General features: G+C 38.0%; 15 protein-coding genes and 2 pseudogenes. All 17 read right to left on the bottom strand.

The genetic code is table 11. From position 1 onward, the window contains the following. Window positions 1–2: 2 nt before the first annotated feature. The 17 genes and pseudogenes from N824_RS01630 to N824_RS01550 all read right to left on the bottom strand — a co-directional run bounded on the left by N824_RS01630 (window position 3) and on the right by N824_RS01550 (window position 15,418). Complete coding sequence (locus tag N824_RS01630) at window positions 3–1,319, bottom strand: hemolysin family protein (protein ID WP_048903408.1); 1,317 nt, start codon at window positions 1,317–1,319, stop codon at window positions 3–5. After that, complete coding sequence (locus tag N824_RS01625; RefSeq protein ID WP_048903407.1) at window positions 1,319–1,873, bottom strand: inorganic diphosphatase; 555 nt, start codon at window positions 1,871–1,873, stop codon at window positions 1,319–1,321. Before N824_RS01625 ends, N824_RS01630 begins: the two co-directional genes overlap by 1 nt. Window positions 1,874–1,881: 8 nt before the next feature. Continuing rightward, window positions 1,882–2,544 carry a DedA family protein gene (locus N824_RS01620; protein WP_048903406.1) on the bottom strand — a complete coding sequence of 221 codons (663 nt, stop codon included), beginning with the start codon at window positions 2,542–2,544 and terminating at the stop codon, window positions 1,882–1,884. A gap of 45 nt (window positions 2,545–2,589) precedes the next feature. Continuing rightward, window positions 2,590–3,963 (bottom strand): NADH-quinone oxidoreductase subunit N, encoded by a 1,374-nt coding sequence (locus N824_RS01615; protein WP_048903405.1) that lies wholly within the window; start codon window positions 3,961–3,963, stop codon window positions 2,590–2,592. A 4-nt stretch (window positions 3,964–3,967) separates the two neighbouring features. Next, the gene (locus N824_RS01610; RefSeq protein WP_048903404.1) at window positions 3,968–5,434 is read right to left on the bottom strand and encodes a NuoM family protein; all 1,467 of its coding nucleotides are present in this window, start codon (window positions 5,432–5,434) and stop codon (window positions 3,968–3,970) included. A 21-nt stretch (window positions 5,435–5,455) separates the two neighbouring features. After that, window positions 5,456–7,348 carry an NADH-quinone oxidoreductase subunit L gene (gene nuoL / locus N824_RS01605; RefSeq protein WP_048903600.1) on the bottom strand — a complete coding sequence of 631 codons (1,893 nt, stop codon included), beginning with the start codon at window positions 7,346–7,348 and terminating at the stop codon, window positions 5,456–5,458. A gap of 22 nt (window positions 7,349–7,370) precedes the next feature. Further along, a complete protein-coding gene (gene nuoK, locus N824_RS01600; RefSeq protein WP_216854440.1) occupies window positions 7,371–7,691 on the bottom strand; it encodes an NADH-quinone oxidoreductase subunit NuoK in 321 nt (106 codons plus the stop codon). An 8-nt stretch (window positions 7,692–7,699) separates the two neighbouring features. Next, window positions 7,700–8,197: an NADH-quinone oxidoreductase subunit J gene (locus N824_RS01595; protein WP_048903402.1), complete on the bottom strand. Its 498-nt coding sequence runs from the start codon at window positions 8,195–8,197 to the stop codon at window positions 7,700–7,702. Window positions 8,198–8,224: 27 nt separating this feature from the next. Continuing rightward, a complete protein-coding gene (locus N824_RS01590; RefSeq protein ID WP_048903401.1) occupies window positions 8,225–8,722 on the bottom strand; it encodes an NADH-quinone oxidoreductase subunit I in 498 nt (165 codons plus the stop codon). 36 nt (window positions 8,723–8,758) lie between these two features. Beyond that, the gene (nuoH, locus tag N824_RS01585; protein WP_048903400.1) at window positions 8,759–9,796 is read right to left on the bottom strand and encodes an NADH-quinone oxidoreductase subunit NuoH; all 1,038 of its coding nucleotides are present in this window, start codon (window positions 9,794–9,796) and stop codon (window positions 8,759–8,761) included. Continuing rightward, window positions 9,796–10,800 (bottom strand): 2Fe-2S iron-sulfur cluster-binding protein, encoded by a 1,005-nt coding sequence (locus tag N824_RS01580; protein WP_048903399.1) that lies wholly within the window; start codon window positions 10,798–10,800, stop codon window positions 9,796–9,798. The genes nuoH and N824_RS01580 overlap by 1 nt, the downstream gene beginning before the upstream one ends. Before the next feature lie 5 nt (window positions 10,801–10,805). Next, window positions 10,806–12,174: pseudogene (gene nuoF, locus N824_RS01575) on the bottom strand (NADH-quinone oxidoreductase subunit NuoF). Continuing rightward, window positions 12,174–12,686 carry an NAD(P)H-dependent oxidoreductase subunit E gene (gene nuoE, locus N824_RS01570; RefSeq protein WP_048903398.1) on the bottom strand — a complete coding sequence of 171 codons (513 nt, stop codon included), beginning with the start codon at window positions 12,684–12,686 and terminating at the stop codon, window positions 12,174–12,176. The pseudogene nuoF and the gene nuoE overlap by 1 nt, the downstream one beginning before the upstream one ends. Then, complete coding sequence (locus N824_RS01565; protein WP_048903397.1) at window positions 12,679–13,887, bottom strand: NADH-quinone oxidoreductase subunit D; 1,209 nt, start codon at window positions 13,885–13,887, stop codon at window positions 12,679–12,681. Before N824_RS01565 ends, nuoE begins: the two co-directional genes overlap by 8 nt. A gap of 6 nt (window positions 13,888–13,893) precedes the next feature. Beyond that, window positions 13,894–14,397: pseudogene (locus tag N824_RS01560) on the bottom strand (NADH-quinone oxidoreductase subunit C). Beyond that, window positions 14,397–14,939 carry an NADH-quinone oxidoreductase subunit B gene (locus tag N824_RS01555; RefSeq protein WP_048903395.1) on the bottom strand — a complete coding sequence of 181 codons (543 nt, stop codon included), beginning with the start codon at window positions 14,937–14,939 and terminating at the stop codon, window positions 14,397–14,399. Before N824_RS01555 ends, N824_RS01560 begins: the two are co-directional and overlap by 1 nt. A 107-nt stretch (window positions 14,940–15,046) precedes the next feature. Further along, window positions 15,047–15,418, bottom strand: a complete 372-nt coding sequence (locus N824_RS01550) for an NADH-quinone oxidoreductase subunit A (RefSeq protein WP_048903394.1) — start codon at window positions 15,416–15,418, stop codon at window positions 15,047–15,049. Window positions 15,419–15,472 lie beyond the last annotated feature (54 nt).

Raw genomic sequence — 15,472 nt, 5'->3', positions numbered from 1 at the left:
GATTAATGGTTGTCGACCATATCACTCTTGCTAATCACGAGCTCCAGTTTTATGGTTTCTATATTCTGTTCTGTTTTCTTTAAGATCGTAAATAAATACCCATAACATTCTTCGCTATCACCGACTTCAGGGATCTTTCCAAATGCATGAGACACAAGCCCTCCTACCGTATCAAAATCCTCATCTTCGGGCAGGTCATGAGGTAAATGTTCATTTACGTCATAAACTGTTGCATAAGCATTAATGATAAATTCTGTATCAGATATTTTTTCAACAGTTGGTTTTTCCTCATCATACTCGTCCTGTATCTCACCAACAATCTCTTCTACAATATCTTCCAGCGTTACCATTCCGGCTGTACCTCCGAATTCGTCAATGACAATAGCAATTTGAATGCGCTTCTGTTGAAGTTCACTTAGCAGATCATTTATTTTCTTTGTTTCAGGTACAAAATATGGCTTCCTGATAATATCACTTAAAGACCATTCTTTATTACCCGCCAATAATGGGAGAATATCTTTAGCGTGTACAATTCCGATAATCTTATCAATGATGTCATCATAAACAGGCATCCTTGAATATCCTTCGCCAATTATTGTTTCTACAACTTCCTGTTTAGGTGTAGATAATTCAATTCCAGAAATTTTAGTTCTTGGAACCATGATATTTTTAACAACACGTTCATTAAAATCGAAAACGTTTTTAATAAGTTCGTGTTCATTGGTATCCAGTGCGCCGCTTTCTTTACCCTGGTCCAATAAATAATACAGCTCTTCTGTACTGTGTACTGATTCATGCCCGCCAACACTAGAAATACCAAACATCTTAAGGATTACATTTGCCAGGCCGTTCAAAACCCATATAAACGGTCTGAATAGCCAATAGAATGCCTGAAGCGGTACAGCAATGAATAATGTTGTCGCAACAGGTCTTTGTATTGCTACCGACTTTGGCGCCAGTTCTCCAAATACGATGTGCATTACTGTAATAAATAGAAATGCAATAAACGTAGATATAGAGGTAATGTAAACCTCGGATAGATTAAAGTTAATCAGCGCATCGTGAACAATGTTATGCATCACAGATTCACCGACCCAACCCAAACCAAGAGAGGCAAGTGTAATACCCAGCTGTGTTGCGGCTAAATAGCCATCAAGATGCTGGGTAATGTATTTTGCGATATTTGCAACCCTACTTCCGGATTTCGCTTTAATTTCAATTTGCGAGGCCCTAACCTTTACAATTGCAAATTCTGCTGCAACGAAAAATCCGTTCAGCGCTACTAAGAAGAATGTTAAAAATATCTTGAGACCTTCCATTAAGAATTCTTATTTCTAAACTTTTCGTCATAGAGAGCAATGCTTTCCTGTATGACTTTATGTGCATATCTAACACCTAACAGATGTTCAATAGTTACTTTCTTTTCTTCCAGTGCTTTATAATCCTGGAAAAACTTTACTATTTCTTTCATTGTATGCGGAGGCAGATCAGCCAAATCATTAATGTAATTAACCGACATATCGTTTTTAGCTACCGCAATGATTTTATCATCTTGCTCGCCATTATCTACCATATGCATTACGCCGATAACTTTCGCTTCAATAATTGATAATGGATAAACATCCACCGAGCATAACACCAAAATATCAAGGGGGTCATTGTCATCGCAATAGGTTTGCGGAATAAATCCATAATTAGCCGGATACATTACTGAAGAGAATAGTACCCTATCTAATTTAATCAAATTAGATTCTTTATCAATTTCATATTTCGCTTTCGAACCTTTTGGAATTTCTATAATGGCATTAACAATTTCAGGTAAATTATCGCCTGGAGAAACGCTGTGCCATGGATGATGATCGTAATTATTCATTTTTTATTTTATTGTTCTGTATTTGTTGTTTCTTTATCTGTGCTACTTACCACCTTCTTTTTCACAAACGTGATGATAAGAGGAATGGTCGTAACAATAATAAAGCCTATAATTATGTATAATAAATAATCGGTTATTTCTTTTTCAAATCTTTTACCTAAGAAATAACCAAGCAAAGTTAAGGAAGCTATCCATAATATTGCACCTGCAATGTTATATAATGCAAATCTCTTAAAATCGAGTTTAACTACACCAGCAAAAATCGGCGCAAAAGTTCTAACTATCGGAACAAATCTTCCCATTATCAAAGCAAAAGCTCCCTGTTTGTTGTAATATTCCTCGGCAGCTTTTAAATAGCGCTTTTTAAAGAAGAAAGTGTCCTTTCTATGATAGAGTACAGGGCCAGTCTTTCGACCAAACCAATACCCGGTAAAATTACCTGAAATAGCGGAAAGGCATAAACCCAGGATAAGCACGTAGATATTTACATCCAACTTTCCTGTTGCTACAAACATGCCCGCTAGAAATAAAAGGTAATCGCCTGGTAGGAAGAACCCAAAAAATAAACCAGTTTCAGCAAAAATAACGAACATTACAACATAAAAACCACCTTCTTTAAGTAATTTTTCAGGGTCGATAAAATGCTGTAATGAGGTCCAGAAATCTTGCATAGTTCAATTACTCGTAAAACTACAAATAATTATCTAGAGAAATGGTTATATCAAATTTAAAATTACCGCAGGGTATACCCCTAAAAATAATGTAATTACAACTGAAAAAACCAATACCGCCTTGTATTGAAGTGGCACTTCCAGTTCAATTTCATTACCCTCTTTAAAGTACATTGCTACGATTACTTTAAAATAGTAATAAAAGCCAACCAAAGCATTTAAAATAGCAAATGCAACAAGAAGGATCTGATACTCTCCCATCACATTCAGAAACATTAAATACTTCCCGATGAATCCTGCTGTTAGCGGTATCCCGGCCAACGATAACATCGCTATTGTTAACACCAAGGCAGTTAGTGGATTTCGTTTAGCAAGGCCATTAAAACTGTCAAAATGATCATTACCTGTTTTCTGTTTAACCATAATTAGAACGGCAAACGCAATGATACTGGCAAAGGTATAAGCAGCTGCATAAACCAATACATTATTTGATGAGTTTGCAGATAGTGTTACTAATGAAAACAATAAGTAACCTGCATGAGATATACTTGAATAAGCAAGCATTCTTTTAAAGTTCTTTTGAAATAACGCGGTAACATTTCCAATAAACAACGTAATACAAACGATTGCTATTAGTGGTGGTAACCAAAAGTCATGCAAAGGAGCAAAAGTATCCGCAAACAGGCGTAAAAGAGCAGCAAAACCTGCAGTTTTCACCACTGTTGACATAAAGGTTGTAATCAAAGTTGGTGCACCCTCATATACATCTGGTGTCCAAAAGTGAAACGGTGCCGCTCCTATTTTAAAGCTTAATCCAATTAACATCAGGATTACACCCGGATAAAACAGTGGAGAGATCGATTTGTAATTGCCTACTAAATATTGATTAATGGTCTCCAAATCAAACGAACCTGTAGCACCATAAATCAAGGTGATACCAAATAGCAAAAATCCTGTTGAAAATGCCCCCATTAAGAAGTACTTCAATGAAGCTTCATTAGATGCAAAATTACTTTTCCGAATACCCGCAAGTATATATAAACAAACAGACATGATCTCAATGCCAATAAACAACATTGACATGTTCTTGTAAGAAACCATGATTATGATACCCGCCAGTGCAAATAATATCAGCGTGAAATATTCAGCAATATTTTCACTATCAGCTGCAAAATAATTTTGTGTAAGTAGAAATACAAATAATGTACCCAGGATGGTTATACCTGAAAAAGCCAATGCAAAATTATCCATCTGCATCATTCCAAAATAGGTTTGATTAGTGTTCCATGAAGTAGCAACAAAACCCAGTGAAATAAGCAGTCCAATAAGAGTAATGGGTAATAATGCTTTTTTAGCCTTAAACAAACCTGCGTAAAGCACTACTAAAGCTGTAACAGTAATTGTTATTATGATATTCATTTGCTTAGTTTACCGATGTTAATTTTTGTGTTACTTGTTCTATTAAATGCTGCACTGATGCTTCAGACAATTGCAGAATTGGTTTTGGATAAACGCCTAATACAATAATTAGTGCGCAAATGATGTATAGTACTATCCTTTCCGAACCTTTAACGTCTGTAAAGGTAATTGTTAAATCGTTCGTTTTACCAAGCATGATGTTCTGGTACATTCTGAACATATAAACTGCTCCGAATATAATCGTTAATCCCGCAAAAACAGCTAACCAGATATTGTACTGATACACACCTATCAGCAACAGGAATTCTCCTATAAAGCCGTTGGTTCCAGGTAATGCAACCGTTCCAAGAACGATGATCAAAGCAGTAATTGCCAATATTGGCGCCTGTTTCGCGATTCCGCCTAATTCACTTATTTTATTTGTTTTCAAACGGCTTGAAATAATATCAAGAACAAAGAACAATCCTACCACGTTGATACCATGACTAAGCATTTGAATCATTGCACCCTGCATACCTTGTGTATTCAACGCAAAAATACCCGCGCTGATTAAACCAACGTGCGCAATTGAAGAATAGGATACTAAGCGTTTTGCATCTTTTTGTGTAAATGCTATAATTGATGCATATACTATTCCTATAACAGACAGTATGATTGCTACATGGCCCCAATCCTGAACTCCGGAAGGAACTATAGGCAATAACCACCTGATCACTCCATAAATACCCATTTTAAGCATTATACCAGCCAATAACATGGTACCGGCAGCTGGAGCCTCAGTATACGTATTTGGCTGCCAGGTATGAAATGGAAATACAGGCATCTTAATTGCAAAAGCAATAAAGAAAGCCCAAAATATCCAACCCTGTTGTGTTGAATCCAAATTAAGATTATAGAAAGCCTGGATATCAAAATTATGTGCAGGGTTCTGTAAATACAGATAAATCAAGCCCAAGAGCATAAATAACGAACCTGCTATGGTATAAACAAAGAATTTCATATTTACCTTAATACGATCTTTTCCACCCCAAACTGCACAGATAAAGTAAATAGGAATTAATGCTGCTTCCCAACCAATATAGAACAAGAAAGCATCAAGAGACGTAAATACGATTAACAAGCCGCTTTGCATGAAAAGAATTAAAGCAAAAAATGCGTTTGAGCTCTTGTAGTTATGCTGGTAACTTGCCAGTATGATTAATGGAATTAACACGTTGGTCAATATTATGGTAATCATACTTATTCCGTCGACACCAGCGTGGAAATTTATCCCAAGATCATGAATCCAGGAGTAGTTTACCACAAACTGGGTGGTGGCATCCGGGGTAAAATTACATACCATCGCCAATGCCAAACCTAAAGAGACAATTGCCGAAACCAATGCCACATGCTTTGCTGCATTTCCGGAAAGAGCGGTAACCAAGGCGCCTAGCAATGGTAAGAATATAAGAAGTAGTAAAAGTTGTTCCATTATGTTTTCTTGAACGATCTTTTATAGAGATAAATAAGTATACAATAACAATGAGATGATTCCTACCACCATCATAAAAATATAAAACCCAACATTGCCGGATTGTATCAAGCGTAAACCTTTACTCGCTTCGGTAGTTCCCCAACCTAAGCTGTTCACAATACCATCAACAATCTTATTATCCACAATTTTGTAGAAGAATACTGAAATTGCATCCAAAGGCTTTCTAATTAATGCATCATATACCTCATCAAAATAAAATTTATTGTAAGATAAGTTTGCAAGGACAGAACGTTTAGCTTCATCTGGAGCAGGTATGTGGTTTTGCTTGATGTATTTGCCATATGCAATTGCAATAGAGATTAAAACACCAACAACAGAAACTGCCATAAGGATATATTCAGTAGCATGATCCGGTGATTCGCCAGTATGCTTAATTACCGGAGAAAGCCAATGTGACAACCAATGATTTCCGCCTAAAGCCTCAGGCACACCAATGATACCACCAACGGCTGACAATACTGCCAACACGATCAAAGGGATTGTCATTGACTTAGGTGATTCATGAATTTTTTCTTCGGCATGATGAGTTCCACGATATTTACCGTAAAAAGTAAGGAACAACATCCTGAACATATAAAATGCGGTAAGAAATGCGCCAAACACCGCGATGCCCCACATTACTTTATCGTGCAGGTATACATGTGCCAAAATCTCATCTTTAGAGAAAAATCCGGAAAAAGGAGGAAGCCCCGCTATCGCAACAGTACCGATAAGCATTGTTATGAAAGTTACAGGTAGTTTTTTACGTAACCCGCCCATATGTCTCATATCTTGCTCGTGATGTAAAGCATGAATAACGGATCCTGCACATAAGAATAACAATGCTTTGAAGAAGGCATGGGTAATCACGTGGAAGAAAGCTCCATTATATGCGCCTACACCTAAACCTAAAAACATATATCCTAATTGGGACACTGTAGAATAAGCAAGTACTTTTTTGATATCTGTTTGCGTGAGTGCAATAATTGCTGCTACAATAGCAGTAGCAAGGCCAACGATTGCAATTACATGCTGAATTAAAGGGGCCAAATCAAATATCAGGTTAGATCTGGCGATCATATAGATACCGGCAGTAACCATTGTTGCAGCATGTATTAACGCTGAAACTGGAGTTGGTCCGGCCATCGCATCAGGTAACCATGTAAAAAGAGGTAGCTGAGCAGATTTACCGCAGGCTCCGATAAATAACAGCAATGCAATAAGTGCTATCGTAGTGTTTCCGGGAAGCATATTTGCTGCCTGAGGAAATATCTTAGAAAACTCAACACTTCCGAAAGTAGTGAAGATAAAGAATACGCCCAGCAAAAAACCCAGATCACCTATACGGTTCATAACAAAAGCCTTTTTAGCTGCAGAAGCATAGCTGCTGTTTGTATACCAAAATCCGATTAGAAGGTAAGAGCATAAGCCAACCCCCTCCCATCCAATGAACATTACGATGTAGTTTGATCCCAATACCAGTAAAAGCATAAAAAAGATAAACAGGTTCAGGTAGCTAAAAAACTTACCGAAGCCTTCATCGCTATGCATATATCCAATTGAGTAGATGTGGATCAGAAAACCTACTCCGGTAACGATAAGTAGCATTATAGCACTTAAAGGGTCTACCAGAAAAGATACTGGAATATGTAACGCACCTGCATTTATCCAATCAAAAAGAAAAATTTCGTGAGATTTATTTGCGTCTGCACCTAAAGCCAGAAATATACCAACACTGATCGCAAAAGAAACAAAAATAACACTGCTTCCTATAAAACCAATAAGGCTTTTAGATAATGTGTTTCTTCCCAAACCATTGATTATAAAACCAATCAGAGGAATCAACGGAACCAGCCAAACTAAATCTATTATCATTTTTTATCTATACTTAATATTACCACTTAAGGCGATTCAACACATTTATATCTACTGACTGTGTATTTCTATACACCATCACAATAATACTTAAGCCCACTGCAACCTCTGCAGCAGCTAAAGCCATTATGAAAAACACAAAAACCTGTCCGGATGGATCATTGTTATGCACGGAAAAAGCCGTTAGCAGCAAATTAACCGCATTCAGCATCAATTCAACCGACATAAATATAACTATAGCGTTTCTGCGGGTTAATACTCCAATAACGCCAATGGTGAAAATAATAGCACTTAGCCAGATGTAGTGGTTAAGTGGTACTCCCTGCAATTGTTGAGTCATGTTCTCCACTATACTTTTTCTTTTTTAGTTAACAATACTGCACCAACCATCGCAGAAAGCAATAAGATTGATGAAAGTTCAAACGGCAACATAAAAGGGCCGAACAATTCCTTGCCCAGATTTTTCAGTAAGCCCAAATTAGGATTTCTTAAAATCACCGGATCTGACACTGCTGTAGCCTTTAGAGAACCAACTAAAGTGACCACAAGACAGCATCCTGCTATAACGCCGACAACTTTTACTGCTCCCGATTTTAACGGCTCGTTATCCTTATTGAGGTTCAGTAACATTAGCACAAAAAGGAATAGAACCATAATTGCCCCCATGTAAACAATGAAATTTACAACAGCCAAAAATTGTGCGTTTAACAGAATGTAGTGAACCGTAAATGTGAAGAATGTAACAATCAGATAAAGCACACTATGCACCGGGTTCTTTGAAAAAATAACCATCAGTGAAAAGATCACGCTTAATGTTGCTACGAAATAGAATACTGAAGTACCCATTATCTATGTTTAAACTGTTTAAAATTACTATTTATTCAATGGTTGCTCTACCAATTTGTCTTTCCCGTAAATAAAATCTTTACGAAGGTAATCAGCAGGTACGATTGGGCCATCTAAGTAGATTGCCTCTTTCGGACAAGCTTCTTCACATAAACCACAGAAAATGCAGCGCAACATATTAATTTCATACACTGCAGCATACTTCTCTTCCCTATAGAGTTCCTTTTCTTCAGGTTTACGTTCTGCAGCTATCATTGTGATTGCTTCAGCAGGACAAGATAGGGCACACAAGCCACAGGCAGTACAACGCTCTCTTCCTTGCTCATCTCTTTTCAAAGAATGCATACCTCTAAAGTTCGTGGAGAACTCTCTTTCCACTTCAGGATATCTTATTGTAGCCTCTTTTTTAAATAGGTGGCTAATTGTAACAGACAAACCTTTAGCTATTGCAGGTAGATACATTCGTTCTGCAAACGTTAATGGTTTCTGCTCTAATACTTTCTTTTTACTGGTTAATGGTTCCATTAAACCTCCTTATTATTTATCCGCTAGTGCGGGTAGTTAAAACTTTTCAATTATTGCAATCACAATTCCTGTGATAATGATGTTAGCTATAGCCAAAGGAATTAACCCCTTCCAGCCAAGGTGCATCAGTTGATCATAGCGGAAACGAGGGATTGTCCAGCGTACCCACATAAAGAAAAATATGAATGCGAATATTTTTATAAAGAATACAACCGTTCCAATCAGAGGGCCAATAACCGGTCCTGTATGCAACAATACCCAGTCCATGCCCGGATAGTTATATCCTCCGAAATAAAGTGTAGCCATCACTGCTGATGACACAAACATATTGATGTATTCAGCAAATAGATAAAAGCCCAGTTTCATCGAAGAGTACTCGGTATGGTAACCACCAATCAGCTCAGTTTCACACTCCGGTAAATCAAAAGGAGCCCTGTTGGTTTCTGCAAAGGCACAAACCATGAAAATCAGAAATCCTAATGGTTGATAAAGTACATTCCAATGCCAGCCATGTTGCTGCTCTACAATCTCTTTAAGACTCATCGTTCCTGTAACAAGCAACAAAGCGATAATAGATAGGCCCATTGCGATCTCATAACTGATATTTTGCGATGCCGCACGAATAGCACTTAACAATGAGTATTTATTATTTGATGCCCAGCCACCGATCATTACTCCGTAAACACCTAGTGAAACCACACCAAAGATGTATAAAATACCTACATTGATATCAGTTACCTGCAATGGAATAACACGATCTCCAATTGTTATATCGCTACCCCATGGGATAACTGCTGTTCCAATACAAGCAGTAAGCATGGCCAATCCTGGTCCTACCATAAATAACCACTTACTGGCGTTTGAAGGAATGATCTCTTCCTTCATGAACATCTTAACCCCATCAGCCAATGGCTGAAGTATTCCAAAAGGCCCTGCTCTGTCTGGCCCAAGCCTGTCCTGTAAAAAGGCAGCAACTTTCCGCTCAGCATAAGTAGAGTACATAGCAATCAATAAACTGATACCAAATATGATGGCAACCAGTACAAATTTTTCTATTACAAAAGCTATATCCATTAGAATTTGGTTGTTTTTTCTAGTTCTACTTTATTTGCCTGTTGTAATTGAGGATTGTTTTGAATGACAGGCAAAGGCTTTAAGGTTTCGTAATGGTTAGAAGCAATAACCGAAGTATCGCTAATATGAGTTGGATGCTCAATTACCCAATCTGCCGTTTTCTTTTTATCGAAACGACAAGTATTGCAGATAAATTCCTCCACCTCACCATAAATATCTTTACGAGCTGTAACCCTTAGCACATCTTCTCCCTTATACCATAAAGTAACTTTACCACTGCATGTAGGACAATCTCTATGTGCGTCAATTGGCTTGGTAAACCAAACACGATTTTTAAATCTGAATGTTTTATCTGTTAATGCTCCAACAGGGCATACGTCAATCACGTTCCCAGAAAAATCATTGTCTACAGCTGTTTGTATATAGGTGGAGATTTCTGAGTGATCACCTCTATTTAAAATACCATGTACACGTTTATTTGTAATCTGGTCGGCAGTAAATACGCAACGATAGCATAAGATACACCTGTTCATATGCAACTGGATCTTATCTCCAATATCGATACGTTCAAAAGTTCTACGCTCAAATTCGTATCTGGTTTTTTGTAAACCATGTTCATATCCCAGATTTTGAAGGTCACATTCTCCAGCCTGATCACAAACAGGACAGTCTAAAGGATGGTTGATCAGTAGCATTTCTACCACTCCGCTGCGCGCTTCAATAACTTCCGGAGAAGTGATATTTTGAACTTCCATGCCATCCATAACAGTTGTACGGCATGATGCTACCAATTTTGGCATTGGCCTAGGATCTTTCTCAGACCCCTTGCTAACTTTAACAATACAAGTGCGGCATTTTCCTCCGCTACCCTCTAATTTGGAATAATAGCACATTGCAGGAGGCACTATATCACCACCTATTTGCCTTGCAGCATTTAGAATAGTTGTGCCGGGTGCTACTTCTACTGTTATCCCGTCTATGGTTACCTTAACTTTATCACTCATGATTGTTAATTTCCTGTCGTAACTTCTGCTTTCGCAATAGGCTCAGCATAATTTGCCAAACCATAATTAGTATCTAAACATTTGATTGGCTCTTTAACATGCCATTCAAACTCATCTCTGAAATGTCTGATTGCACTTGCAACCGGCCATGCTGCTGCATCACCTAAAGGGCAAATAGTGTTTCCTTCAATCTTTTTAGAAACATCAACCAATAGGTCAATATCACTCATTTTACCATGGCCATACTCTATTCTGTGCAGTACTTTTTCCATCCAGCCTGTTCCTTCTCTACAAGGAGAACATTGGCCACAGCTTTCATGATGATAAAAACGAGCAAAGTTCCAGGTGTTTCTAACGATACACTGATCTTCATCAAATGCGATAAAACCACCAGAGCCCATCATTGACCCGGTAGCAAAACCACCTTCTGATAAGGATTCGTAGCTCATTAATCTTGGTTCGCCGTTGGCTAACTTGAGCGTAAGATTTGCTGGTAAGATAGGAACAGATGATCCTCCGGCTACGGTAGCCTTTAATCTTTTACCATTTGCAATACCTCCGCAGTATTCATCGGAATAAATAAACTCCTCTACAGGTAATCCCAGATCGATCTCATATACCCCTGGTCTAACTAAATTACCAGAAGCTGAAATCAGTTTGGTACCTGTACTTCTGCCAATTCCTATTTTGGCATACTCATCGCCACCATCGTTAATGATAGGCACTGTAGCCGCAATAGACTCCACATTGTTTACAACCGTTGGACATCCATAAAGCCCTGCAATTGCAGGAAAAGGAGGCTTAATCCTGGGATTTCCTCTTTTACCCTCTAAAGACTCCAATAATGCGGTTTCTTCTCCACAAATATAGGCGCCGCCTCCTGGTTGAACATATAGTTCCAAATCATAGCCGGTTCCTAAAATGTTTTTCCCTAAAAACCCAGCATGCTTTGCTTCTGCAATTGCTTTTTCCAGTATTCTAATCTGGGGCATCATCTCGCCTCTTACATAGATGTAAGACGTATTAGCACCCAGCGCAAAACTTGAAACAATCATTCCCTCAATAAGTGCATGAGGAATATGGGTCATCAGATAACGATCTTTAAAAGTTCCTGGCTCAGACTCGTCTGCATTACAAACTAAATATCTTGCTACACCTTCAGGTTTCGCCAAAAAACTCCATTTCATTCCCGTAGGGAATCCTGCACCACCACGTCCACGTAATCCAGACTTCTTAACTTCTTCAACTACTTCATCAGGAGTTAAAGTTTTTAAAGCCTTTTCTACGGCACGATAACCGCCCTTTTGGCGATAAACATCAAGWGNTAWNGATSSSWRGTACGTTTATGTGTTCTAATAATAGTTTACGGGCCATTATTTCTTGCGTAAATCTTGTATCAACTCGTCAACCTTTTGTTCATTAAGGTTTTCGTAAAATGTATATTCCGGACCGATCTGTAATACCGGGCCATACCCACAGGCAGCTAAACATTCTACACCTCTCCAGCTAAACAAGCCATCAGATGTAACCTCCCCTTCTTTAACGCCTAGATTTTGTTCTATATGGTTCATCAGCTTCTCAGCACCCACTAAACAACAAGGGCCCGTTCTGCATACTTCCAAAACATACTTACCTTGAGGTTTTAGAAAATACATGCTGTAAAATGAAGCCACTTCATATACCTCAATATTCTGGATGTCAAGATAGGCAGCAACTTTATCCATTGCATCCGGACTTAACCAGCCTAATTCAGCCTGAACCTCATGAAGCATCGGCAATAAAGCAGATTTATGTTTACCCTTCGGATATCTGCTAATTATCTCATCAAACTTTTCTTTTAAAGCTGATGAAAACTCTACAGGTTGTTGTTGTTCTACTTTAAGCATCTAATTCTCCTGCAATAATGTTCATACTACTCATGTTGATAATGGCATCTGATAGCAGCATGCCTTTACTCATTGGTGCAAACATTTGGTAATTAATAAAACTAGGTCTTCTGAAGTGTAAACGATATGGCGTTCTTCCTCCATCATTAATTAAATAGAAGCCTAACTCACCATTACCACCTTCAACTGAATGATATACTTCAGCTTTAGGAGCATCAATTTCGCCCATCACGATTTTAAAATGATAGATTAAAGCTTCCATGTTGTTATAAACTTCTTCCTTAGCAGGCAAATAGAATTCAGGTACATCGGCATGGAAAATACCAGCCGGTTCGTGCTTTAATTTTTCTAAAGCCTGCTCGATTAACCTAACACTTTGCCACATTTCTTCATTCCGAACAAGATAACGGTCATAAATATCGCCACTTGTTCCTACCGGAACTTCAAAATCAAAATCTTCATACGACGAATAAGGATCACTCACACGAACGTCATAGTCAACTCCAGCTGAACGCAATAAAGGACCAGTCCATCCATAATCCAGTGCCTGTTCTGCTGATACCGCTGCAACTTTCGCTGTACGGTCAATAAAAATACGGTTACGGTTAAGTAAGCTTTCAAATTCTCTTAGTGCTACAGGGAATTCTTTTAAAAACTTATTAATCTTAGCAAAGGCAATTTCATTAAAATCTCTTTCGAAGCCTCCAATACGACCAATATTAGTAGTTAATCTTGCGCCACAAATCTCTTCATAGATCTCATAAATATGTTCTCTGAATTGAAATAAATATAAGAATGTGGTCGTTGCGCCTGTATCCTGAGCAATAATGGTATTACAGATAATGTGATCTGAAATACGTGCCAGCTCCATGATAATTACCCTTAAGTAATCAACACGTTTTGGCATTTTAATATTCAATAACTTCTCTACAGTCATGTGCCATCCCATATTATTTATGGGAGAGGAGCAATAGTTTAACCGATCTGTTAAAGGAGTAATTTGATAGAATGGGCGATGTTCCGCAATTTTTTCAAAAGCACGGTGAATGTATCCAATAGTAGATACACCGCTAACGATGCGTTCACCATCCAATTGAATTACATTCTGAAAAACACCATGTGTAGCAGGGTGAGTTGGACCTAAGTTTAAGGTAACCAATTCATTCTGCGGGTCGTTATCTGTATATACCGGTTGATTCATTTTTTCTTATCTACCAAAGTATTCGTCTTTTTTATCTACTCTGTTTGGATCTTCCAAAGGATATTGCTTCAACATAGGATGAACGCCTAATTCGTCCATATTCAATATTCTTCTAAGATCCGGATGGCCTTCAAACTTTACTCCAAACAAGTCATAAGTTTCTCTTTCCATCCAATTGGCTGCATTCCATAAGGTGGTAGCGGTTGGGATCTCCGGATGATGCTCATCAATGAAAACCTTAACCCTAATCCTAATTTTGTTAACCATACTGTGTAAATGGTAAACTACAGCAATGCCATGCTTTTTCTCAGGATAATGTACTGCAGTAATRWMGSYARSRRRGKTAWAKNTAGCTAGCNTATTTTGTTTAAGAAATGCCAGCACATCAATAATAACATCCTTTGTGGTTTCAAAAGTAAGCAAGCCATAAGGCTCATTAATTCCAACTATTTTTTCACCGAACTTTTCAGTCAGCTGCTGTATTAATTCCTGATTAGTAACCTCTGCCATTATTCAATTCCGTATGAAGCCAACATTTCTCTATATTGATCTGAATTTCTTCTTCTTGAAGATTCATTCCTAACCAATTCCTGAATTTTACCAAAACCATCCAAAATAGCTTCTGGTCTTGGTGGACATCCTGGCACATATACATCGACCGGAATAATTTCATCTATTCCCTGTAAAACAGAATAAGTATCAAATATACCTCCACTGGATGCACAAGCTCCAACGGCCATCACCCAACGGGGTTCTGCCATCTGCAAATATACCTGTTTAAGAACCGGACTCATTTTCTTTGCAATTGTTCCCATGACCATTAATAAATCTGCCTGACGGGGAGAAAAGCTTAAGCGCTCAGATCCGAATCTGCCAAAGTCATAATGAGATCCCATGGTCGCCATAAACTCAATACCACAGCAAGAAGTGGCAAATGGTAAGGGCCATAATGAATGGGAACGGGCCAGGCCGATAACCTTATCTAAGGAAGTTGCAAAAAAACCAGATCCTTCTATGCCTGGAGGCGCGTCTACTATATTGATGTTACTCATGATACAAAACGAAAAAGGTTCATTCCTTTAAAGAATGAACCACAAATCTACAATTTTTTAAAAGCAAATGAATTAAGTTGAGGGCATTTAGAAACAATCTAAATAATCTAATTCCAATCCAATGCTTTCTTCTTTATGACATAAATAAAGCCTAATAATAAGGTTCCCATAAAGATGAACATCTCTATCATCCCAGACATCCCCAGTGCTCTGAAATTAACTGCCCAAGGGTACATGAATATCACCTCCACATCAAACAGAACAAACAGAATAGCGACAAGAAAATACTTTATGGAAAATGGCTGACGCGCATTACCGACAACTTTTACACCTGCTTCAAATGTTGCCAGCTTATCAGCTGTTTTTCTTTTTGGGCCTAAAAAGTGTGTCGCGATTAAAGTAACCACCACAAATCCTAAGGCAACAACTACTTGAAATATAATTGGTAAAAAATCTACAGGTACGCTTTGAGTTTCCATTTAAATATAAATTATTAGGCAAAAATAAAAGAAAAAGGCGGGATAACAACCCCG

Source organism: Pedobacter sp. V48, assembly GCF_000523515.1.
Classification (GTDB): Bacteria; Bacteroidota; Bacteroidia; order Sphingobacteriales; family Sphingobacteriaceae; genus Pedobacter.
The sequence above is the reverse complement of the archived record's forward strand: the minus strand, read 5'-3'. Positions and strand labels throughout refer to the sequence as shown.